The following is a 23798-nucleotide window of genomic DNA, read 5'->3' as shown; positions in this document are numbered from 1 at the left end:
ACCCTGCCGTTAAGGCGTGGTTTGCTGTGCAAAGCAAAAATTGGTGGCTAGGTTAGCGGGCGTCGTGGCGACTCTTTGCACCACACTGCCCACCACAATCAAACAGGGTGACGGTAAGGGAGTTGCGGAGAGTTTTTCGGGCATATCCGCCAGCGAGCCCACCAGCGACTGCTGATCACTCTGGCTGGCGTTAGCCACCAGCATGACCGGCCACTCATCCGGCAGGCCTGCTTGGCGTAGGCCGTGGCAAATTGCACTCACTTTTGAAAGCCCCATATAAAACACCAGGGTTTCATCCTTGCGCGCCAGCGATGCCCAATCCGGCGTACCGTCTTCGCGGCATAGCTGGGCAGTCACAAAGCGCAGTTGCTGCGCATGGCCGCGATCGGTGAGCGGAATGCCTATGCAGGCAGCGGCGGCAGAGGCCGCGGTAATCCCTGGTACAATGGCAGCGGGGATCTCGGCAGCGGCCAGGGCATCTAGCTCTTCGCCCATCCGCGCGAATACCGCCGGATCACCGCCCTTCAGACGCACCACCGATTTACCTTCCCGGGCGAGTTTTACCATCAGCTCGCCGATCTCCGTTTGGGGTACACTGTGGTGGCCGCGGGCTTTGCCAACGTAGTAGCGTTCGCTGCCGCTAGGAATCAGCGCCAGAACGTCATCGCCCACCAAGCGGTCATATACCACAGCGTCCGCCTGCATAAGTAAGCGTGCGGCCTTGAGGGTTAACAGCTCTGCATCGCCGCTGCCTGCGCCAACCAGGTAAACCTGCCCGGCGCGGCACTCGCCACGCAGTGGCAAACGTATGTCTACAGCCTGCTGAACCCACGGCGTTAGCGCGCGGTGCGATAACCGCATAAAGGCGTTAAACCACTTCTGTAGCAAGGGGTTGCTTAGTGCGGGCATTGGGCCGCTCCTCTTCAATGAGTGATTTCAATTCGGGAATACAGCTACCGCACTGGGTGCCGCAGGCGAGCCTGGCGCCCAGCGCTTCTACGCTGGTGTCGCCCTCTCGGATAGCGCTGACGATGGTGGTTTGGCCCACTTGGTGGCAACTACACACCACCGGGCCGGTATCCGCAGCACCGTCGTCGCAGCCGGCCAATAGGCGCCGGCGGTGGGTATCGCTCAGCGCCGCCTCGTTAAAACGCGCTTCCAGCCACGCCAACCCTGGCAACTCTTTGGGCGGGCCAACCATCAGCCACCAGCGCAATTGACCATTTTCCACACAGGCGGCGCGCAGACGTCCGTTAGTGGGGTCTTGGCTGATAACCGATACATCGCCGGGCAGCCACATTTTTAACTGCGCTAGCCAGTCATTAACCGACTGCGTATTGGCAAGCTGCCAGCGCTGGCAGCCGCGCATGGGAATACGTGTCCAGTAGGCACTGGTGCACCAAGGCGTTGATTCCGTTGTCCCTTCGGCGATCAGTAGAGTGGCCTGCCAATCAGTAGCAAGCGGCGCCAGCGCCACGGCACCGTGCTTCGATTCTGGCTGCCCAGAGAGCGGATCGGTAATGCTGTCGATCAGCGCGCTGCTTCTGGCCTGCTGGGTGAAGCAGTCAGTCCAGTGGATGGGCACGAAGACCTCACCACGGCGTTGAGCATTGGAGACCCGTACACGGGCGCGAAACTCCCCTTTTGCGGCGGTTAGCACCGCCAACCCCTGATCGGTAACACCGGCGGTGTGGGCATCGTCCGGGTGCACGTCCATAAAGGGTTCGGCGCGGTGATTCATTAACCGCGGTGAGCGAGCGGTGCGGGTCATGGTGTGCCACTGATCACGAATTCGACCGGTGTTCAGCCGCAGCGGGTAAGCGGCGCTCAGCGCCTGCTCAGGCCCTTGGGGCTTGATCGCCAGCAGCTTGGCGCGACCATTGGCGGTGGCAAACTCGCCATCCTCAAACAGCCGCGCAGTGCCATGGGGTGCGGCCTTTGTGACCGGCCATTGAATGGGGGCTAAGGCGTCGTAGCCATCCCGGCCCAGGCCCACCAAACCCGATATATCAAACAACCGCTGCGGGTTGCCGGGCACCGTGCTGTTATCAACTCCGTTTTCAAACCCAGAGAGCTTGGCGTGCTCGTCGAAAATCTCCCAGGGGTGCGCGTAGTTAAACGCCTCAGCAAACCCCAACCGTTTCGCCACCTCACACATTATCCACCAGTCGTGGCGGGCTTCACCCGGGGGCGGCAGCATGCCCCGCTGGCGAGAAATGCGCCGCTCGGAGTTAGTCACGGTGCCATCTTTTTCCGACCACCCCGAGGCTGGCAGCACGATATCGGCATAAGGCAGCAGATCGGTATGGGCAGCGCACTCGGAAACAATCACCAGCGGACATTTTTCCAGCGCAGCACGCACCCGCGCAGCATCGGGAAGGCTAATCGCGGGATTGGTGGCCATCACCCACAGCGCTTTTATTTCGCCACGCTCAATGGCCTCAAACAGCTCCACTGCTTTATAACCGGGCCCTTCCGGCAGGATCGGTGTAAGGCTGTCGGTAGTCCAAAAGCGGCTGACTAGATCGAGGGCGCCTGGGGTGTGGTAATCCATATGCGCGGCTAGCTGGTTGGCCAGCCCGCCTACTTCGCGCCCACCCATGGCGTTGGGCTGGCCGGTAATCGAGAACGGCCCTGCCCCCGGTAAACCGATTTTGCCGCCAGCCAAGTGACAGTTAATAATCGCGTTGCACTTATCGGTACCACTGGCGGATTGATTAACGCCCTGAGAGTAGAGGGTAACCACATGCAGCTGGCTGGCAAACCAGTAGTAGAAGGTTTCCAGTCGCTCGGGGTCGACATCACAGGCTTCCGCAACCTCTGCCACCGAGTTCGCGGTTTGCTGGGCCACCGCCAGGGTATCGTCAAACCCTTCAGTGTGGCGCTCAAGGTAGAGGGTATCGAGCTTGCGGCGCTTCGCCATCCACGCTAGCAGGCCGTTAAACAGGTAAGCATCGCTGCCTGGCTTAATCCCCAAGTAAAGGTCGGCGATTTCGCAGCTGTCGGTGACGCGGGGGTCGATCACCACCAAACGCATCAATGGATTGCGCTCTTTGGCCACTTTGATGCGCTGGTAAAGTACCGGGTGGTTCCAAGCCAAGTTGGAACCCACCAACACGATCAGTTCCGCCTCTTCCAAATCTTCGTAGTTACACGGCACCGCATCCGCACCGAAGGCGCGCTTGTAGCCAACCACCGCTGAGGCCATGCACAGCCGCGAATTAGTATCTAAATGGGGCGTGCCTAAAAAGCCTTTAAACAGCTTATTGGCGACATAATAGTCTTCAGTCAGCAGCTGACCTGAAAGGTACGCTGCAACTGTATCATTGCCATGCTCGGCCCGCAGGGTGTTTAAGCGTTCGGCAGTAGTGCTTAGGGCAGTGTCCCAGGAGACCTCAACACCATCAACGCGAGGGTGAGTCAGCCGCCCCTGTTGTCCCAAGGTTTCATGTAGCGCAGAACCTTTGACACACAGCCGCCCGAAGTTCGCCGGATGCTCGCGGTCGCCTTCTACAGCGCTCAGCGTGCCCGCTTCAACGGTTGCCGTTACACCACAGCCAACGCCGCAATAGGGGCAGGTGGTTTTGGCTTGCTGCGTCGTTGTGGACTGCTGCCCTGCTTTTGCCCCTCGCATAACACCTCCTCGGGTCGAACCTGAACGCCGTATATACGTATATAAATGCCGGGCATAAAAAAACGCCCAGTCCCATTCTCTAATGCGCTATATAAACGCATTAAGAGAAGAGGGCTGGACGTCGTTGCCACAGCGCACCTTCATCGGTGCATTACTTTTTACAATAGTCTCTTCAAACAAATGAAGATTTACTAACAGCTACACATTTTCTAACGGCTACTTATTTTTCTAACGGCTTTGGAATTGTTCGCTGCCATCGCCAAACAATGAGCGCTTATCCCTTGTTAACTTACTTATTGCCTTGGGAACTGCAAGAGCCAAGCCGACAACCGGCCATATAAAATTTAATCATTTAAAAACAGATAGTTAAAAAATTAAAAATCATCACACAACGCTCTTTTTCGCACTGTGCACACGCTAAATGGTGCTTGAGAGTGCAGGCCACCTCTCTTTTCGCACCATCACCGTGCAGTCTATCCGAAGAGCCTGGCCACCGCTTCCCCATCACCTAAACATAAGCAGCTGAAATTATTTAAAAAAATATGCTATACGGCCAGTTGGCTAGCTCCTTGCTTGTTACAGGGTAAGGTTTTTAATCAGCTGGCAGCCAATGGCGGTTGTCGCGTATTTAAAACGACGCTATCGGGCAACGACGCCCCTGTTACGCACGCTTTTGCGATTATTTGCAAAGAGGTGCGCGACAGGGGCGTTTTTTTGTTTGGTGCTCAAGCAGCCGCAAAGACACAGAGGAGCCCCCCATGGAAACTACTTCCCGGTGCTCATCCAACGACCATCTGGTGGTCATTGGCAATGGTATGGCAAGCCACCGCCTAATTGAGGCGTTGGTAAAACAGCCCACACGCCCCCAGCACATCACGGTGATTGGCGCAGAGCCAACCCCTGCCTACAACCGTATTCTGCTTTCGCCACTGCTGGCCGGTGAGATGCAGCAGGAGGCGCTTACCCTGCGCGATACCCAGTGGTACGCCGAACAGGGCGTTACGCTGATACTGGGTGAAAAGGTCGAGACGCTTGATCGCTCACGCCAAACATTGACCGCCGATAGCGGCCGATCGCTTGATTACGATCATTTGGTCATCGCCACCGGCTCGCGCCCAGCGCTGCCCGATGTTCCTGGGATAGAGCTTGAGGGCGTACATGGCTTTCGCGACCTGCAAGATGCCGAATCACTAGAAGCCATTGCCCAGCGTGGCGGTGACGCTGTCGTGATTGGTGGCGGCCTGCTGGGTCTTGAAGCGGCTGAGGGGTTACGTAAACGCGGCAGCGACATCAACGTAAGCGTGCTCCAGCGCAGCGAGCGGCTGATGAACCGTCAGTTGGATACCACCGCCGCCCACCTGCTTAAAGACACCCTCACTCAACGCGGTCTACAGATCATCACCGGCGCGCAGTTAGCGAGGCTAGAGAGTGACGCCCTGGGCCGGGTAGCTAAGGTGCATCTTGCCGATGGCCGCCAGTTGAACGCCTCCAGTGTGATCGTTGCCGCGGGCATTACCCCTAATGCGGAACTTGGCCGTCAGGCAGGTCTGCGCACGGATCGAGCTATTGTGGTGGACGAATGGCTCACCACCAGCGACCCGGCGATCTCAGCACTGGGCGAGTGCTGCCAGTTCGATGGCATCACCTACGGCCTGGTGGAGCCGATCTGGCGTCAGGTAGAAGTGCTCGCCGCGACGCTGTGCGGCACGCATACCCAAGGCTACGCGGATGCCCCCAGCGCTACCAAACTCAAAATCAGTGGCGTAGCGCTCTACGCCTTTGGCCCCACCGAGGCCAGCGCCGAGCATGAAGTACTGAATTACCACGACCTTGAACGCGGCGACTACCGCCGCCTGCTGCTACGCGACGGCCAGATTGAAGGCGCGGTGCTTTACGGCGACACCAGCCAAGGCCCCTGGTACTTCGAACAGGCGCTCGCGGGTACCGATCTCAACGCTTACCGCCAAGCCTTGTTGTTTGGTGGTGCTGATGTCGAGGTGCTCCGCGAAGCATCTCAACACAGCCCTGATTCTTCTGAGCTCTCTTCAAAACACTCTTCTCATACAACGTCGGAGGCGGCTTAAATGTCTACCCAACAGCAGCTTATTATTATTGGTAACGGCATGGTCGGCCACCACCTGGTCGAGCAGTTAGTCGATAACGGCGCCCTTGAGCGCTATCAGGTCACCGTGTTTGGCGAAGAGCGCCACCGCGCCTACGACCGGGTGCACCTGTCTGAATACTTCAGCGGCCGCGATGCCGATTCGCTAGCGCTTTGCGAAGCGGATTACTACGCCACCAGCGGCGTTGAACTGCGCACAAGCGAAGCCGTCATTGAGATCGACCGCAACTCACAAGAGGTGGTCACCGAACAAGGCCGTTACCCTTACGACCGCCTGGTGCTGGCTACCGGCTCGTTCCCCTTCGTGCCGCCGATTCCCGGTAACGACCGTGATGGTTGCTTGGTTTACCGCACCCTGGACGATTTAGACGCCATCCAGGCGGCCGCCGAAAACGCCACCACCGGCGTGGTCGTGGGCGGCGGTTTGCTGGGCCTTGAAGCGGCAAATGCCCTGCGCGGGTTGAACCTGGATACCGCTGTAGTGGAGTTCGCCTCACGCCTAATGCCCATGCAGGTGGATAATGAAGGCGGCGAGCTACTGCGGGAAAAAATCGAAGCGCTGGGCGTACAGGTGCTTCTTGAACGGGCCACACAGCGTATTGAAGATGGCGAGGCAAGCCGCCACCGCATGGTCTTCCAAGACGACAAAGTGCTGGAAACCGACCTGATTGTGTTCTCGGCAGGCATCCGCCCCCGCGACCAGTTGGCCCGTGACTGCGGCCTGGAGATTGGTGAACGCGGCGGCGTGGTGGTGGATAACCAGTGCCTCACCAGCGACCCGGCCATTCTCGCAATTGGTGAAGTGGCGCTGTGGAATCAGAGCATTTTTGGCTTGGTCGCCCCCGGTTATCAAATGGCCAAGGCGGCGTTTTCGACGCTAACTGAAGGCGACACCCAGTTTGGCGGTGCGGATATGAGCACCAAGCTCAAACTGCTGGGCGTGGATGTGGGCTCGATTGGTGATGCCCACGGCAACCAAAACCCCAGCGCTCGCATGTTCCGCTACCTAGACCCCATCAAGCAGGAGTACCGCAAACTGGTGGTCTCCAGCGACGGTAAAAAGCTGCTCGGCGCCATGCTGGTGGGCAATAACAGCGTTTACGACACGCTGCTGCAGTACTACTCCAACGGCATTGAGTTGCCCGACGAGCCTGCCTCATTAATTCTGCCCCAAAGCAGCGGCGGCGCACCCACTCTCGGCCCCGGTGCGCTGCCGGAAACCGCCTCCATCTGTTCTTGCCACAACGTCACTAAAGGCGATATTTGCGCCACTATTGACGCTGGCGCAGTAGATCTAGGCGGTGTCAAAGCGGCCACCAAAGCCAGCACCGGCTGCGGGGGCTGCACCGCGCTGCTCAAAAGCGTGGTTGACCATGAGTTGGAAGCCCGCGGTGTCGAAGTCGATAAATCGATTTGCGAGCACTTCGCCCATACCCGCCAGGAGCTTTACGATATCGTGCGCGTTGAAGGTATTAAAACCTTCACTGACTTGATTGAAAAACACGGCAACGCCGACACCCACCGCCTGGGCTGCGATATCTGCAAACCCGCCGTGGCGTCCATTTTGGCCTCCTGCTTCAATGAGCCGATCACCGACGCGGCGCATATTCCCCTGCAAGACACCAACGACACCTTTATGGCCAACATGCAGAAAAACGGCACCTACTCGGTAGTGCCGCGTGTTGCCGGTGGCGAGATTACCCCAGACAAACTAATCGTGCTGGGTGAAGTGGCCAAAAAATACAGCCTCTACTCCAAGGTCACCGGCGGCCAGCGTATCGATCTGTTCGGCGCCCGCCTGGAAGACCTGCCGGATATCTGGGGCGAGCTGATTGCCGCAGGCTTCGAGACCGGACACGCCTACGGTAAATCGCTGCGCACGGTGAAATCCTGCGTAGGCAGCACCTGGTGCCGCTACGGCGTGCAGGATAGCGTCGGCATGGCGATTCAGTTAGAGAACCGCTACAAGGGTCTGCGCTCACCCCACAAGATTAAGTTTGGCGTTTCCGGCTGCACCCGCGAGTGCGCCGAAGCCCAGAGCAAAGACATCGGCATTATCGCTACCGAAAACGGCTGGAACCTCTACGTTTGCGGTAACGGCGGCATGCGCCCGCGACACGCCGAACTGTTCGCCACCGATCTGGACGACGAGCAGCTCTACCGCACCATTGACCGCTTCTTGATGTTCTACGTGCGCACCGCCGACCGCTTGCAGCGCACCTCAGTATGGCGCGAAAACCTCGACGGCGGCCTGGACTATCTCAAAGAGGTGATTCTGGAAGACAGCTTAGGCATCAACGACGAGCTAGAGCGCCAGATGCAAACCGTGGTGGATACCTACCAGTGTGAATGGGCCGACGCTATCAGCGACCCGGAGAAGCTCAAGCGCTTCCGCAGCTTCGTCAACGACGACCGCCCGGATCCGTCAATCATTATGACCTCCGAGCGCGGCCAGCTGCGCCCCGCTTAAGCGACGCTGGGCCCTGACACTGACAACGACACTGATACTGAATAAAAACGAGGCAACCCATGACCGCAACGGCAATGAAAAAAGAGATGGATATGGCGGATGTGCACAATAGCGAGGCTTTTGAAAACCACGCTTCTGAAAACAACACGGCGTGGCAAAAAGTCTGTACCAAAGATGATCTGGTAGCGTTCTCTGGCATCGCCGCCTGGCTGGAAACCGCCGAAGGCCCCGCCCAGGTAGCTATTTTCTACTTGCCAGGACTGGGGCAAGGAAAGGGTGATGAGCTTTTCGCCCTCGACCACCATGACCCCTTTTCAAACGCCAACGTGATCGCTCGAGGCATCGTTGGCGACCTTAAAGGCTCGGCGGTAGTCGCATCGCCTATCTACAAGCAGCACTTCCGCCTTGAAGACGGCCAGTGTTTAGAGGATGAGGACGTTAAGCTACGTACCTGGAAGGTTGAATTTAAAGGTGATGAGGTGTGGGTTGAGGGGTGATAACGCTGCTTAACACTGTTAAGGGCGGCCAGAACCGCTCTTAACATTATTGAAACACACCTCAATCGCAGCTTGCTTTAGAATCGACTGCATCTGGCTATCGAAAACCTGATTGCCTGATGCAGAATCTCCTTACGCTTAGGTGACGGAAGCTCTACTTTTGACGATCGTTATTTTTTTGAAGGGATTACCATACCGCACCATTTTAATATTTTCTTAAAAGAAAAACGTGAGAGTAGCGTCGTTGTTGAAGAGTGCTGAGTAGTGTCAGGATGACATAGCAACGTTTCACCTTGAATAACCGCGCAAGTTTTAGGCATTGGCTGCCCACCCTGCTCTGGCGGAAGGCTGATAACTTCATCCTCAATAAACGCTAACCACCACTGCTTCAGGCGGCGCCCAGGCTCACTGGTTAAGGGAAAGGCCTGTTCAACCAACAGCAGCTGAGAGGCAGCATGATCATACTCTGCATGATCCAATAAAAGACTGTTTACCATAATAAAAAGCGTATGCCACGCTTGCAATTGGTCTTGTTCGGAGGGGCTCTGTTTCAGGTATTCGATAAATTCACTAAAGAAATTATTACTAAGCGCCATGGGGCTGCCTGCTTTTTCAAGGCGAGCATCATGTTGTCTAATATCGTTTAGGAAATCTTGTCGCCCTCCCCCTCTTTGCATAGAGCTAGGTTCATATTCATCGCTAGTCAATGGTGCAGTCATATACACATAGAGTTCTTGTATCAAACGTGCGCGATCCAACGCATCAGGCGCATCCAGAGCGACTTCTAACGCCAGGTTAACCAAGCGCTCGTTCAGTTCTTTGAAACAAGTGCAGATTGATGAACTAAGGTTTGCAGAACACTCTGAAACAAGCCACATTAAATGCTCATGGGGTACAAAACGACTGCCCGCTCGGTTATGAAATGCTACTAATGGCTGAGCAATAGACACCCAGTTACGGGCTTTATTTTCAGCGGTAGCGACATACTCAAAAAGCTCTTTTTCAGACTCACTTAGCTCATTCGACATTGTGTCCTCATAGGACAATCTTTGCTCTGAACTAACCGCTTGATAAATTTCAGTAGATATAGACTCAAGACCTTCTTCTAACTCTGCTAGCAAACCAGCAACATTTTCATGATACGTATCATATAAAAAAACGGCTAACTTATTGTTAGCAATATCAATTTTTTCATTTTTACTTATTGCCATTAAGACACTGCCCAGCACAGAAGCACCGTGCTGTTCAAAGGCGTTCACTACAGCATGAGTAATGCGCTTTGCATGCCATTCCAGGGCGTATTCAAGCTCTATCATTGACACTTCACTGAAGTGCCCGGCACGCCGCTGCTGGTTAATACTATCTAATAAGGTAGATTTATTAAGTTGCTGCCACTCGTATAATACATTGTTAACCGTATCAGGCTTTAACATACTTTCGGCTGTTAAATTGTGAACCGACAAGTTAAACCTAGCAAATGGTGGGCTCAGCGAATCCTCATCAAGCTGCCCCTCAACCGCTTGGAGGGCTTGGGTAAAACCAACACCTGGCAACCACGCCACCTCTGCTTTCAAACGCATAGCAGAGTCCACTAGAGCAGACTCGATCATGTTGGCCTCTTCAGCATTTAAGCAGGATTGCTGAACGTTATGCCGCAGCCGATGCTTTAAATCCGTATGGCTATTACTGGGCGAATAGTTTAGAAGGCAAAAAAGATTGTCATTTAATGAAAATGAGGAAATTTTCATTTCTCGAAGAGCGCTGACTTGCGCCTGCATACGGCCATTCATAGTACGTCCTAAATTAAAAGAGAGAAAACATTAACATCAGAAAATATAAAAACAACAACTAATCAACAGCAAGTCCTTAAATACAACCACTTCTTTTTAAAATGTGGCATAGGTTAAGAAACTGACTCCAAAACTCAGCCGCACTTCTAACATCCTGATCAACCCTCTACCAAATAGACAACATCACCATCATCAGGCTTTATTCAGACCAATTGTCAAATCAGTCTGGTTATCAACGAGCGCCTTCAGTAAACCAAAAACCCCCAATCCGACGGGCATATAAAGAATAAACCCAAGTCCGCCAAAGTAGAGAGACACGATTAGCCCCCCGAGGGTGTAGAGCAGCATAAAGACAACCATCGCCTTCCCGAATCGCTCTCTTTTCTTCATAACACTCGCTAGGCGATTCTTGTCTTCAGTCCCAATCAGCAACTCACCTTCACAATTTGGGCAAGTAGCCTTATTGGCTTTCAAAAGGTCGGCAATCCATGGTGAATCTTCGCAGAAACAAGAGCTGCATGAGGGACACTCGAAATCAATGTTTTCAACTAAGGCTTTCTCTTCTTTTGTGCAGGCTTCTTTTTCACTCAATGCTGTACTCTCCAATACTGGGTTATTGATACACTATCGCTAAGCGACCTGGTTGCGCACCCACTCTCGGTTCTTCAGGCTGAGAGTAGCGTTTCCTCTGCATAAACCTCGGCGAAGATAGCCGTGATCGGCCGGTTTGGCTGTTGCGCATGGCGCTGCTTGACTTCTTTTGATAGGCGCGTGAGCTCTTCGCTGGGCTTGGCCCACTGTTCTTCGGGCAAGGGGTGCGACCACTCATCAAGGCTCGCAGGCAGGGTCTTCTGACCGGCTTTTTGGATGATGTTTATCTCCAATTCGGCAAGATGAAAAGGTATCGTCCATAGGTCGAGAATGTGCCACAGGTACCACATGGTGACCGCGAACAGGCCTATTTCGCCCTCGCGGTAGCGGCGATGCAACCGGCGCCGGGCATTGTGGAAGGTGTGCACGCCCTCGTAGGGCGGATCACCGGGGCGATGCAGGCCATGGGGATCTTGAATTTCTTCGCGAGTATTGACCTCGTACTCCATATAAGCCCGCACCGCTTCCCAAAGCCCCAATGCCAAGGGCATGCCCGGCTGTGATAATTCCAGGAAGTGCTGCTGCCCGGTTTCAGGCTCGATAAAGCCTATCCCCAAGCCATACTTACGCTGCACACCGTATTGCGTTACCCCTTGCGCCTGGGTCACCCAGGCTGCCACGTTTTCCCAGGGCACGATGATGGGCGGTTTTCCGCCACCCGGCGCAAAGGCCACCTCACGGCGCTGGCGATGAAAACGGGTGGGGACAGCCTCGCGAAACTTGAAGTGGTAGTGGGCTTTGATAAACAAGGCGAGAATCAGTATCAAGGTGCAGATCACAGAGGCCTTGGCAAAGGCTTCATTAAAAAGCCCGGCAACCCCTACATAAAATAGGGCAATATCCTTTCCAATGAACCACATTAGCCCTCCCCCCAACATTGGAATAACAAAAACAAACATTAAAAAACTAATAAAAGGGCCTCCCAGTACTACTTGCCATGTAAATGGAGTAGGGAGACTTCCACCAAAGTCCAGATAAGCGTCGTTCACTTCCCCAATAGCTTGGTTGAAATCCAGAGGTGCGTAATTCGTGGGCAAGGGAGTCGGCGACAGGTAAATAACCTTGCCACCTGGAAAGGACTCAATATCACCAGCCCGGTGGGGCTGGAGGATATCGGGCTGAGGCAAGTCCGCTGCCTTTTGGCTCATCTCTGACGTCCTTGTCGCGTTAACATGATCAGGCTTCGAGCCCCTGACGCCGGTAGGCTTCGGTGAATACCATTTCAATAGGCAAGGCAGGGTCGTGTTCGCGAATACGGCGCACCTCTTCAGAGAGTCTGGTCAGCTCCTCACTAGGCTTGGCCCACTGCTCTTCAGGCAAGGGTTTCGACCACTCCACCATATCAGCAGGCAATAAGTTAGGCCTCGTTTTGCGCAGGCGCTTGTTATCCCACTCCGTTAAGTAACCCGGCAGATTCCAGAGCTGAATAATGTCAATCGCGTACCAACAGCTCCAGTACAGCCAACCGATTTCACCGTTGGCCCGGCGCTGATTGATATGGCGGCGTGCATTACGCAAAGTGTGCACGCCTTCCCAGGCTGGGTCATTTTTGCCCCTGACCACTTGCGGGTCTTGCACTTCGGCAAGTGAATTAACCTCGTACTCCATATAAGCACGCACTGCTTCCCAGTGACTGATGGCCAGGGGTTTTGCCATGGCCATAAACTCCAGTTTGAGCCATTGACCCGTTTCCGGGTGGGCGTACCCCATGCCCATGCCGAACTGCTGCTGAACGCCGTATTGGGTTACGCCACGGGCTTCTACCACCCAGGCCATCAGCGACTCCCAGGGGACGATGACGGTTTCCTGGGTGCCCTCCAGCACAAAACACACCTCGCGGCGCTGGCGATGAAAGCGCACAGGCGGGGTATCACGCAAACGCTTAAGTCCTGTCCAGTGACCAGAGTACATGGCTAAAAAACCAATCCCCCCTCCCCCTAGACCTGTCAATAAAAAAGCGCTGTAAAAAAACAGGATGAACTCGTACGAAGAATCCAGCATTGTTAATAGAAAAAGACTTGGAACAAGCACGCCGCATAATAAAAAAAAGCCAAACGTCACGCTGATCAATAGCTGCCACCCAAAAGCATCCATATACCCCCCTCCCATATCCAGCCAGGCCTCGTTAAGACTGCTAATAGTTCCGTTCAGATCCAGCGCCTCATGCGCCGTTGGCAGAGGGCTTGGGGCCAGGTAGGTAATACGGCCACTGGGGATGGCTTGGGTTTCCCCCGCCTGATGGGGCTGACTCGAATCGGGCTGAGGCAAGTCCGGTGCCTTTTGACTCATCTCTGACGTCCTTGTCGCGTTAACATGATCAGGCTTCGAGCACCTGACGCCGGTAGGCTTCGATGAATACCATTTCAATAGGCAAGGCAGGGTCGTGTTCGCGAATACGGTGCACCTCTTCAGAAAGTCTGGTCAGTTCCTCACTAGGCTTGGCATACTGTTCTTCAGGCAATGGTTTAGACCACTCCAACATCTCGGCAGGCAATAAATTAGGTCGCGTCTTCATTAGCCGCTTGTTGTCCCACTCCGTTAGATAGCCTGGCAGATTCCAGAGCTGAATGATGTCAATCGCGTACCAACAGCTCCAGTACAACCAACCGATTTCACCGTTGGCCCGGCGCTGATTGATATGGCGGCGTGCATTACGCAAAGTGTGCACGCCTTCCCAGAGTGGGTCATCTTTCCCCCTGACCACTTGCGGGTCTTGCACCTCGGCAAGTGAATTAATCTCGTACTCCATATAGGCACGCACTGCTTCCCAGTGGCTGATGGCCAGGGGTTTAGCCATGGTCATAAATTCCTGTTTGAGCCACTGGCCGGTTTCCGGATGCGCGTAGCCAAATCCCATGCCAAACTGTTGTTGAACGCCGTATTGGGTCACGCCACGAGCCTCTACCACCCAGGCCATCAGTGATTCCCAAGGAACGATCACCGTTTCTTGGGCGCCCTCTAATACAAAGCACACCTCGCGGCGCTGGCGATGGAAACGTACTGGCGTCGTTTTCTTTATGCTTTGAATACTGAAGTAATGTGTTGGTAATGCAATAAGTAAGCCAGCCCCTCCCCCCCCCAGCCCTGCCCATAAAAAAAATTTATAAGTCTCCCAAATGAACTCGAAGGGTGCATCCAGCATATTTAACAGAAGAATAGTTGGAGCAAGGACTCCAAGTAATAGAAAAAAACCAAATATCCCCCCCGTGATTAACTGCCAACCAAAGACAGACAAATATCCTCCTCCGATGTCAAACCAGGCATCGTTGAGCGTGCTAATGATGCCGTTTAGATCCAGCGCTTCATACGCCGTTGGCAGAGGCTTTGGGGCCAGGTAGGTAATACGCCCACCGGGGATAGCTTGGGTTTCCCCCGCCTGATGGGGCTGACTCGAATCGGGCTGAGGCAAGTCCGGTGCCTGCTGACTCATAATTGATACCCTGTTTGCATTAACATAAAAAACTTAAACCTCAATTAGCTGCCAGCGACCAGGATCGCCGCGCCGCGAAAAAGTGGAAGGCGTGTAGCGCTTGCCACTGCCGACCCCGCCACGGGGATCAATATAGATATATGCTTCGCTTGCTTGGTAGTCGCCTTCACCATCAAGTTGTTCAAGCTGGATACCGATAACCCAGTGCTCGGTGGTATAACCTCGCTCCGTGGGGCGGTGCGCGGGCGTGCTGCCCGAAAAAATGGCATGGTTATCTTTCTCGGCGTTTATTATTAGCGCCTGCGTCAACTCCGCTGAAGCATCTAACCAGCGTTCTGCGGCTTTGAGTGCGCCATCTCGTGGTCTTATTTTGACAGGTTGTACCTGCCATGCTTTAAGGGACAGGCGCACTGGGGCTTTGCCAACTAGAGGGGGCTGCAGCGCCCCAGGGGTTATCCCTGGCAAATGCAGCGCCAGAATATAGTGATCTGGGTCGCGTACAAAATTGGGTACCCAGCTATCTGAATAGACTTCTTCCAAGGTGATATGCGCCGCTTGGGTAATTCGCTGCAACTCTTGCAAGTAGTACTCCAAGCGCTCATTTCCGCCTTCTACGCCCCACGGTGAATTTAGCAACCACTGGTCATGTTGGGATATATTGTGGCGGTTATAGAACCAAGTGGCGCCAAGCTGTAAAACTGTAAAGGCCAGCCCGACGACATTAACGCGCCAGAAAACCGAGCCAAGGTAGGAGCCGGCCATCGACCATGTAGTGGCTTTGCTTAACATTACGCTAGCCCCCGTACGGAGAGTTGAAGAGAGCCCATAACCGTAAGTTCCCATCAACCCTGCATCGCCTACCATAGACACTGCCGCTGCAATTTGAGCGTTATCGTTACCGCTACGCACGGCACTCTGCCAGTTATTATGGTTGTTATTTAGGCTAAAGGCTGCTGCTGCAAAACCAGCTAGATAACCAACAAACCCAAACCCAAAATGCATCTTACCTAACTGAGCATATACCCCGTTTGATTGGCTTGTGCTCAGCGCTCTAGCCAGAGTTTGAGCGCGTGCCTCAAACGCCGTATTGCCGATACTTTGTGCTGCCATAAAGCCTGCTGCGACAGTGGCAGTAAAGGCTCCAGCGAAATCTATTCTCGCTTTGCTTATTTCCTTATCATCACCACTACGTGCGTCATTCCATGCTTTGGAGGCAGCCCATAAATTTACCGCTTGCCCAACGAAAACCAATAGCCCAACGCCATCTCCCAACAACGCTACGGGCGGGGCTCGATAAATGCCCTGCCGAAGGTTGCTGGTAACCCTGCCCACCGCCACCGCATTTGCTGCGTCATCAAACTCCAGTAACAACCCTGCGCTACCGGCCCCACCTTGCGATAACACCAGATCATTGGCACCCGCGTCGCCAACCGGGCTGAGTGCCGCGGCAAGTTTATGCTCGCTCGCCGCAAGGCGGCTTTGCAGATCTCTACGTTGAGCACTTAGCCTGCTGCGCTCACGACCTGACGCCTGCTGGCGCCTATTATTTAGGCTAGTCAGTTGCTGGCGCATACGAAGTGTTTCTTTGATAAGCGCCATTAGGTCATCCAGGCTGGCGGCCGACACCACAAACCTTGCCTGGTTGACCCTGGCAGCATCCACAATGCGTGCCCAGGTAGCCGGTGGATTGAGTTGGCGAAATAGATCTTCCAGAGGAGGTATTTCAACACTGCTTTGACCAGTTACTTGCGTCACCTGCTCCATGATCTTCGCAAAGCCAATACCCATCGCAGGTGAGAGGTTAGCTTGAACAGCATTGGCAAGCGCCTGCACCGAAGCAGGCAACTCGGCCACATCAGGCAACTTACCACGCTCGGCTTGTGTTAGCGTTTCTATCCAGCTTTGGATATTGGAAATAACACCATAACCAGCAGCAAAAAGGGCAGTGTAGTCTTTTATCAGCGTCGCCTGCTCCTGCAGGCTACGGGTATGGAATAGCGGCCGGTCATAGTGGGAGTTTTCGGTCAACCACTGATGGATCTGTTCGATGACGTCATCATCTCGACAGATATCGCGGATACAGGCATATTCAGTGGAAAAGGCAGCTTCAACCTGGGCTTCATCATCTGCATCGAAATACCACGCGGCGAGATGAAAATAGCTAGAGCACAGCATCTTGGAGCGATCCTGGCTGATTTTGACGAGCAGCTCGTTCCAACGGGCTAACTTTGGTCGCTGCTCCGCTAGGAAGGCATCCATCTCTGAACGATTAACTAGGTCATTGATACCTCGTTGTCCAAAAGAGGCCCCTTCTAACATGTCGCGTACGCGCCGATTATTGCTACGCTTCAGGTCGATTATCGTATCTAAATGCTTGTCAATGTAATCAGGATCGCCATTACTCATACTTTGTTTGGCGTAGTAGCGGCGGATAGCGTCCTGCTGTTGCTGCACTATTTCATAGGCATTTGTTCGACTGGGCTTTTGCCCAATATGGTCAATAGATGCTTGTAGGTCTTCAGGTAAGTCAGGGCTATAGGGCTGAGGTAATTGTTCATCTTCATTTAGGTAATCAAGTATTGCGCTTCTTGTACGCTCTCGATCTTCGTCATCCAACGCTTCCAAATCTTGCCACAACGCATGCTCAGGAGAACCCTCCTCGCCAGGCGCTAGCTGCTGCATGTTCTCAGCAGTTAGCTGAGTAATCGACTCTATATAGCAGCCCAACACATAGTTGCGCTCTGTGCGGCCCTCATCCTCTTCAACCCATTCGTCCAGCCAATCCACCACGTTATCCTGAAACTGCGCCAAATCACGCATCACGCCAATATCATCACGCGCAATCAAGCAAAGGCACTCGTCACGATCCTCCACCTCATGCTGAGCTAGCAGCTTGCCTAAACGCGTTTTGTGGTAGTAGTGATCATTTTCCCAGAGATAGGGCTCCGCCTCATGCTCGTAACCTTCTTCCGGCACCTCTAGCTCGGCGTCTTCTGCAAACTCGGCTACCCACTCTTCTGCCTGGGCTGTCGTGATCAGGTGCTCGCCACCACCGGTGGCCGGGTTGGCACTGGCAAGATTGACCGCTTGCATAAAGGCATCGCGATCCTCTTCGCTTTCCTGCACCTGGGCGCGTTTTGCGCCCGTCCACTGGATCTCCGAAAAGCAGACATAAAGGGTGCGGTCGGTCTCATATTCGAGCTTGCCGCCATTGTGCCCCTTAAGGGTGTCCCCTTGATCGCGATACTCGTACTCGTGCAGTTCGTTGCTTTCGCCATCCAATACATAAAGAAAGCCATTGCGCAGCAGGCGTATCCCTAGCGGGCGAGCTGTCAGTGAGTAAGGCATGCTTTTTTCTGGTTCAAGCTCTTCTACAATGCCGTAACGAAGCGGCACCAGCCTCACTTTGCCGGTGAAGAGAGGGCAAGTAGCGGCTTCTTCGCTATCCCGCGAGGAGAGTTCGTGGGCGGCAAATTCGGCATTGTCACGGTCATCTGAGGGACGTTCAAACGCAGACATCGTTAGCTTCCTTATATCGCCGCAGCGGCGGTGTTTGGTGACCCAGTTTTTGGTGAAGTAGTGGCTAGCGCTTGCTTTAGGCGCTGCAGGGCTGAATCGCTGCTGGCGATTAACAATGGATAAACCGAATGCTGTTCTAGCGCTTCCCAGGAGGTGAGGTTCAAACGAGCCATTAAGGTGCACAGCAGCGCCCACTCTTTAGGCGAGTTAAAGCCGTAATGACGCGCGTCCTCAACTAATAACGCGAGTAACCGAAAACGCTGTAGGGCTGAGTCGGCACATGGCCATCCGTCATGATGCTGTTCTACAAATGTCATCAGGTGGCGAATGTCGCGGCGTCTATTGCAGGCCTGCAATCGTTGGTGCTGCTCTTCGCTCAATTGATAGCCACTAACATCAATCATTAGCGGTGCCGTGGCGGAGTGCCCGGGCTCTGGATGCTGCCACGCGCTCTTCACTGCATCCGGCAAATGTAATTGCTGTATGGGCCCCCATGGGGCCGTGGCCGTTGAGCTATTATTCGGCAGCATGGCGGCAATAACAGCGGGGTCAGCCACTCTTAGCATCATGGGTGTTCCCAAGGGGTGTAACACGACCAATAGTTGGCGGTAGTGTTTTGCCACGTCGGTTAGAGAGGCGTCACTTTCGATTAAATAGCCCCACTCAGGCAGCGTTCCTTGAGCCAGATAGCTTTTCAATACCAAATCCTGGGGCCCCGAAAGCTGGATTAGCCATGGTGAAATGTCATTCAATGATGACAAGGGCGTGCCTGCATAAAGTAATTCAGCGTTTAGGTTGCCGTCTGACCAGGTATATAAGCGCTGTGCGATTTTTTTGACCCTTACGCCATCTAATATAAGAAAAACGTTTCGGTTACGCGGCCATTGCCAACTTGTGGCGTTGAGCAAGTGGGTAGGCTGATTAACAGTGGCCATGGTTACTTCGCCTCCTTACGAGGGGAGCACAGTGGGCATAACGCACTTTCTTGCAACAGCGCGGCGTATTGCGTAGCTGGCTCAATATCACTACTTAATAACGGCGAGTGCCCTATCGCTTCTGCCCGGTCATGATCTTTACCTTCTAACACCGGTGGCAGTTTGGGCGGCTCGGCCGCTTGCCCGGTGCCGTTACCGGGGCTGCCACCGGCGTTGATCTTGACTTGGGGGCCGACGATGGTGATACCGCTGGCGTCGAGCTTGATAAAGCTGCCGCCTACCTTGAGGGTGATTTCGCTACCGGCTTCGAGTACCGCTTTTTGGCCTGACTTGATATGCAGTTCCTGACCACTTTCGCTTAACCAGGCCTGCCCGGCACGCATATGCATAGTGCCTTCAACATTTAAATGTTGGGCGCCTTCGGTGTGCTCAAAACGGTGGCGATGCACCGTGTGGTGCTCGTCGTTATCGATCTCGCTGATGCGGTCGTTATGCACCTTTAGGTGGCTGTCGCGTTTGATCTCTTCAGTGCGGTCGTTAAGCGTCAATAACTCCAGGTCTTTTTGAGCGTGGAGCCAGATCTGCTCCTGGTCGGTGGCGTCCTCAAAGCGCAGTTCGTTAAAGCCTTCCGACTTATGGCTTTGGGTGCGGATCACCGTGCGGGTTTTGTGTTCCGGTAGCGTATACGGCGGGGTGTTCACCGCGTGGTAGGTGCGCCCGGTGACCAGCGGCTGGTCTGGGTCACCCTCTAAGAACGACAAAATTACCTCATGGCCGATCCGGGGGATCGCCATGCTGCCGTAGCCACCGCCTGCCCAGCCCTGGGCCACCCGCACCCAGCAGCTGGCGGTCTCGTTGGGTTCGGCGTAGCGATCCCAGGGAAACTGCACCTTGACCCGGCCATGTTCGTCGCAGTAAATCTCTTCGCCCTCCGGCCCCACCACAAAGGCCACCTGGGGGCCATCCACGCGCGGTTTGGGATTGGGCTCAGGGCGGAAGGTCTGATCCTTGGGCATGATCACCACGTCGTTGTGGTAACGGGTCATTAGCTCGCCCGACTGGGCCGAAGGTGCACTGCTCCCATTGTTCCCCCGGGCCATACCGTCCTCTTCCAGCGCCTGGGGCTGCTCGCCGTGGTGAACCACCGAGACCACCTGCCACGCTTGGTTAAGGCTATCGATATCGTGGTCGGTGAGGGTAAAGCAGATGCCGGGAGCGAGTTCAGGCAAATCACTTTCCGCTTCGGCGGTGGTGGCGTCAGCGCGCAGGGACTCTAAGCGGTGGCGGGTAAACGGCTTGCCGGAGGCGTCCTTCTTGTAGCGGCCGGGGTAGTCAAAGTGTTCGTAATCCTCCCGCTGGTCGTGTTCGCCCAAGTTGGGAGCGAGGTGCTCATGGATCTGCGCATAGGGCGGGTTTTTAAAGGTGTAGTCCTTGAGCATCGCCGAGGCGGGGCGCACCCGGCTAACCTGACGCAATTTACGCAGGTGGCGTCGGGGCGGTGTGCCCCCGGCGCGACTGTGGTAGGTGCGTTCGCCCACGCTGGGCAGCACCACGGTGGCATCGGCAAATACCAACTGGTGTTTACCGCCCTCGGTGTTCTCAAACTCATGAAAATAGAAGCAGCCCTCTTCGGCGGCTAAACGCTCGATAAAGGCCAGATCGGTCTCGCGGTACTGAACCAGAAACTCCCGATCAAGGGGCGTGCGGGTGGTGGCAAAGCCGATATCGGTGAGGCTACGCTCATTAGCGAGGGTGGTGATGGCATCAAACGGCGAGGTGTCCTGAAAGATACGCGAATTATGGCGTAGCGATAACCGCCACAGCGCCGGACGAATCTCGACACGGTAGAAGCTGCGGCGGTGTCCCCTATCGCCGCGGTGAAGCTCTGCGATTATCCCATGCACGCGGCGTAGCGGCTCGCCATCCTGCCAAATGGTCAGGGTGGCGTTTTGATCCAAGCAGTCGCTGGGCGACAGGTCGTGGGTGCGGCTGGCAAACTCAACCGAGAGCGCAAACGGCTCCGACAGCGCCTCGCGATGGGTAAAACGCACCACGGCGGTGTCATCGGCCCCGGGTAGGGTCAGGGTAAACTGTAGGCCCGTTTTGTCCGCCATCGCTCCGCTCCTTGGATCATCAACTGCTAATGAGAGGCAGTCAGGATAGCGAGCCAGGGGCAGAGGGCAACCCCTTGAGGGCACGAAGCGTCAATGTCTTACACGCTTGTAAGAGATCTCTTACAAAATAGAGCCGAAGACTCATCAAACAGGCAGCCAGCATTCAATAAGCCACTGACGTTGTGACCAACAAAGTTGCTATGCTTATTGGCTATTTTGACTATGTACACTGGAAGAAACCTTCGTGAAGACAGAATCAAGCACTTTAGCGTTCTCCGCTTTTATGGCGCTGTTAATTGGTTGTGCAGGCATCGTGGCCACACTCGCCTCCAACTCCCAGGCGATCCTACTGGATGGGCTGTTTAATCTGATCTATTTCAGTGTTGCCCTGGTGACGATCAAGGTGAGCAAGTTAGCCAGCCGCCCCGATAGCGAATCCTACCCGTTCGGCTATAGCTACTTTGAGTCGCTGGTGAATTTGTGCAAAGGGCTGCTTATTTTAGGCGTGTCTATTTTTGCCTTGGTCGATGCCATTGCCGCCCTGCTCACCGGCGGCCGTGAGATCGCGGCAGGCTTGGCGGTGCTGTACGCGCTATTCGCCACCGCGGCTTGTTCACTTACGGCTTGGGTGATGCACCGCAGCCAGCGCCACGTAAGCAGCCCACTGGTGGCGGCAGACAAACTCAACTGGCTAGTCAACAGCGTTATCTCTGCCGCTGTACTCGTCGCCTTCTGCCTGGTGATGCTGTTTGAGCGCCTAGGCTGGCAGACTATTCTGCCTTACGTGGATTCGGTGTTGGTCATTGCGGTGGTGTTGCTGTGTTTAGGCGTGCCGGTGCGGATGGCCTCCCAAGCCTTGAATGAGCTACTCAACAAAACTCCGGAAGAGGCTATCGCGGTGCCCATTCGCCAAGCCGTGGCGAATGCCCTGGCAGATACCGACACTCAAGAGGTGCGGGTGCGCATGGTTCGCCCTGGGCGCCTGCTGTATGTGATGGTGCATGTGGTACTGCCCGACGCATCCGATGTTTCGGTCTCCACTCAGGATTTACTCAGGGCACGCGTCGATGACGAAGTGCGCCGCTACTACTCTCCCGTGGTGTGTGACGTGGTGTTTACTGCCGACACCCGCTGGGCAGCGCCCTCTTGTGGTCTATTGGTAGAGAAGCAACCCTAGGCTCTGTCTGAAAACTGGCTGCGCTCGACCATACGGCGTTAAAAATCGGCTCAAAGTACTCATTTACAACACGTAAACTCCGTCTTTTCGCCGATTTTTGCCTTGTCTGGCCTTCGCTCGCCGACTTTTCAGACAAAGCCTAGACCCGCTATCCAGATTACCGAGCCTTGCGCAATAGAACTAGCGTGGCGATCACGCCCACCAGTAGCGCAAGGCCAAATAGCGTTAACGCCAAGGTATGCCCTACAGCATCAATGAGTACCCCAGTAGTGATCACCGGGATACTGAAGCCCAGATAGGCCATCAGAAAATAGCCCGCGCTGGCTTGGGTGGCTTGTTGGCTAGCCGAGCCGTCCGCAATCGCCAACACGCCGCTTAATCCCCCCAGGTAGATAAACCCATAGCAGGCGCTGCTTGCAGCTACCGTGCCCAGCAGCACCGCCACAAGATTTCCGTGAACAGCGCCCCAAGCGATCAACCCATAGGCAATTGGCAAAATCACCAGACCCAGTTGGGTAGCGCTGCGCGGCGCAAGTCTTCTCGCCCAGGGCTGAAACAGCACCCCGCAGCTGCAGATACCGAAGGTGGCGAAGCCACTCCAGGCGGATAAACCGTGTTGGCTTAATGCCGAAGGCAGAATCGCAATCACTAGCCCCACCAACGCCCAGGCCAACAAAATCGCCAACCCATAGGAGATAGCCCCTTGGGGATAGCTGGGCAAACGCAGCATAGGACTTTTAGTGGTGCTCGGTGCACGATCCTTAAGCGTGGTGACCACCACCAGCGCCAACGAAGCGGTAGCCAAATAAATCCACAGGCTGGGTGGCGATACGCTTGGGGTGTGGAAAACAAACAGGCTAGTCACCGCGGCCCCTAGCCCAAACCCGAGAGCGGTACTGGCCGTTACATAGTTAGTCGCCACACGGTTGTCCTCACCACCCAACAGCATCTGCATATAAGCGGGAGCTACCGCAGACGTTAGCCCCGTACTGATACCCAGCAGAAAGCGTGCAACACCCAGCGCCAGCAAACCGGGCGCTATCAGGGTGATCCCGGTCGCCAAGAGACATAACAACAGCGCAGTCATAATTAGTGGCTTGCGCCCTACCCGATCGGCCAAGCCATTTAACCCCAGCAGCACCGGTATAATACCCACCACATAGCAGGCAAAGGCGATGCTGGTGGCGCCAACGCCCAAACCATCCCGCGCCGCCAGCGCATCGTAAAGTGGAGCCTGTAAATTAACCGCCGTGGTAATCATACATAGCGCAAACGCCAGGCAGGCTGCGCTCCTTCTATTGATCGCGCGATTGACAGTGCGGCTCATAGCTAAGTCCTAAATAAGTACGTCATTGAACCGCTACCCTCCCACGCTTACCTCGCGGCGGTAAGGTACACTTAACCTCCACTTTCCAGACACTGTTCCGCCCTTTTAGCGAACAGTTGAAAGCCATAGGGA

15 protein-coding genes are annotated in these 23798 nt (G+C 54.9%); 4 read left to right on the top strand and 11 right to left on the bottom strand.

Going from position 1 to position 23798, the window contains the following annotated elements; translation table 11 throughout:
• Positions 1-9: 9 nt before the first annotated feature.
• Positions 10-909, bottom strand: a complete 900-nt coding sequence (gene cobA, locus LMS44_RS05115) for a uroporphyrinogen-III C-methyltransferase (RefSeq protein ID WP_278371070.1) — start codon at positions 907-909, stop codon at positions 10-12.
• Positions 869-3634, bottom strand: coding sequence for a nitrate reductase (locus LMS44_RS05110; RefSeq protein ID WP_278371071.1), 2766 nt, complete (start codon positions 3632-3634; stop codon positions 869-871). Before LMS44_RS05110 ends, cobA begins: the two co-directional genes overlap by 41 nt.
• Positions 3635-4392: 758 nt before the next feature.
• On the opposite strand from LMS44_RS05110, the gene LMS44_RS05105 reads away from it, so the two are divergent.
• Genes LMS44_RS05105 through nirD form a run of 3 tightly spaced genes read left to right on the top strand, consistent with a single transcriptional unit; the run spans position 4393 to position 8723 of the window.
• On the top strand, positions 4393-5718 hold the full coding sequence (locus LMS44_RS05105) for an NAD(P)/FAD-dependent oxidoreductase (RefSeq protein WP_278371072.1): 1326 nt from the start codon (positions 4393-4395) through the stop codon (positions 5716-5718).
• Positions 5719-8226 (top strand): nitrite reductase large subunit NirB, encoded by a 2508-nt coding sequence (gene nirB, locus LMS44_RS05100; RefSeq protein ID WP_278371074.1) that lies wholly within the window; start codon positions 5719-5721, stop codon positions 8224-8226.
• Positions 8227-8285: 59 nt separating this feature from the next.
• A complete protein-coding gene (nirD, locus tag LMS44_RS05095) occupies positions 8286-8723 on the top strand; it encodes a nitrite reductase small subunit NirD (protein WP_278371075.1) in 438 nt (145 codons plus the stop codon).
• 170 nt (positions 8724-8893) lie between these two features.
• On the opposite strand, the gene LMS44_RS05090 is transcribed toward nirD, so the two are convergent.
• From LMS44_RS05090 to LMS44_RS05055, 8 genes are all read right to left on the bottom strand, one after another.
• Positions 8894-10513 carry a hypothetical protein gene (locus LMS44_RS05090; protein ID WP_027959930.1) on the bottom strand — a complete coding sequence of 540 codons (1620 nt, stop codon included), beginning with the start codon at positions 10511-10513 and terminating at the stop codon, positions 8894-8896.
• Positions 10514-10705: 192 nt separating this feature from the next.
• A complete protein-coding gene (locus LMS44_RS05085) occupies positions 10706-11104 on the bottom strand; it encodes a hypothetical protein (RefSeq protein WP_278371076.1) in 399 nt (132 codons plus the stop codon).
• A gap of 74 nt (positions 11105-11178) precedes the next feature.
• Positions 11179-12312, bottom strand: a complete 1134-nt coding sequence (locus LMS44_RS05080) for a hypothetical protein (RefSeq protein ID WP_278371078.1) — start codon at positions 12310-12312, stop codon at positions 11179-11181.
• A 28-nt stretch (positions 12313-12340) separates the two neighbouring features.
• A complete protein-coding gene (locus LMS44_RS05075) occupies positions 12341-13453 on the bottom strand; it encodes a hypothetical protein (protein WP_249362090.1) in 1113 nt (370 codons plus the stop codon).
• A 28-nt stretch (positions 13454-13481) separates the two neighbouring features.
• Positions 13482-14594: a hypothetical protein gene (locus LMS44_RS05070; RefSeq protein WP_249362089.1), complete on the bottom strand. Its 1113-nt coding sequence runs from the start codon at positions 14592-14594 to the stop codon at positions 13482-13484.
• Between the two features lie 33 nt (positions 14595-14627).
• The gene (locus tag LMS44_RS05065) at positions 14628-18113 is read right to left on the bottom strand and encodes a toxin VasX (protein WP_278371079.1); all 3486 of its coding nucleotides are present in this window, start codon (positions 18111-18113) and stop codon (positions 14628-14630) included.
• Between the two features lie 11 nt (positions 18114-18124).
• On the bottom strand, positions 18125-19048 hold the full coding sequence (locus LMS44_RS05060) for a DUF4123 domain-containing protein (RefSeq protein WP_138799785.1): 924 nt from the start codon (positions 19046-19048) through the stop codon (positions 18125-18127).
• A gap of 2 nt (positions 19049-19050) precedes the next feature.
• Positions 19051-21162 (bottom strand): type VI secretion system Vgr family protein, encoded by a 2112-nt coding sequence (locus LMS44_RS05055; protein WP_138799784.1) that lies wholly within the window; start codon positions 21160-21162, stop codon positions 19051-19053.
• 244 nt (positions 21163-21406) lie between these two features.
• Here LMS44_RS05055 and LMS44_RS05050 point away from each other — a divergent pair, with 244 nt between their 5' ends.
• The gene (locus LMS44_RS05050; protein WP_022521768.1) at positions 21407-22339 is read left to right on the top strand and encodes a cation diffusion facilitator family transporter; all 933 of its coding nucleotides are present in this window, start codon (positions 21407-21409) and stop codon (positions 22337-22339) included.
• Positions 22340-22496: 157 nt separating this feature from the next.
• On the opposite strand, the gene LMS44_RS05045 is transcribed toward LMS44_RS05050, so the two are convergent.
• Positions 22497-23666 carry an MFS transporter gene (locus LMS44_RS05045; RefSeq protein WP_022521769.1) on the bottom strand — a complete coding sequence of 390 codons (1170 nt, stop codon included), beginning with the start codon at positions 23664-23666 and terminating at the stop codon, positions 22497-22499.
• Positions 23667-23798: the final 132 nt, after the last annotated feature.

The organism is Halomonas profundus, assembly GCF_020865425.1.
Classification (GTDB): Bacteria; Pseudomonadota; Gammaproteobacteria; order Pseudomonadales; family Halomonadaceae; genus Vreelandella; species Vreelandella titanicae.
Note: the sequence above shows the minus strand (reverse complement) of the source record. Positions and strands in the feature narration are given on the sequence as shown.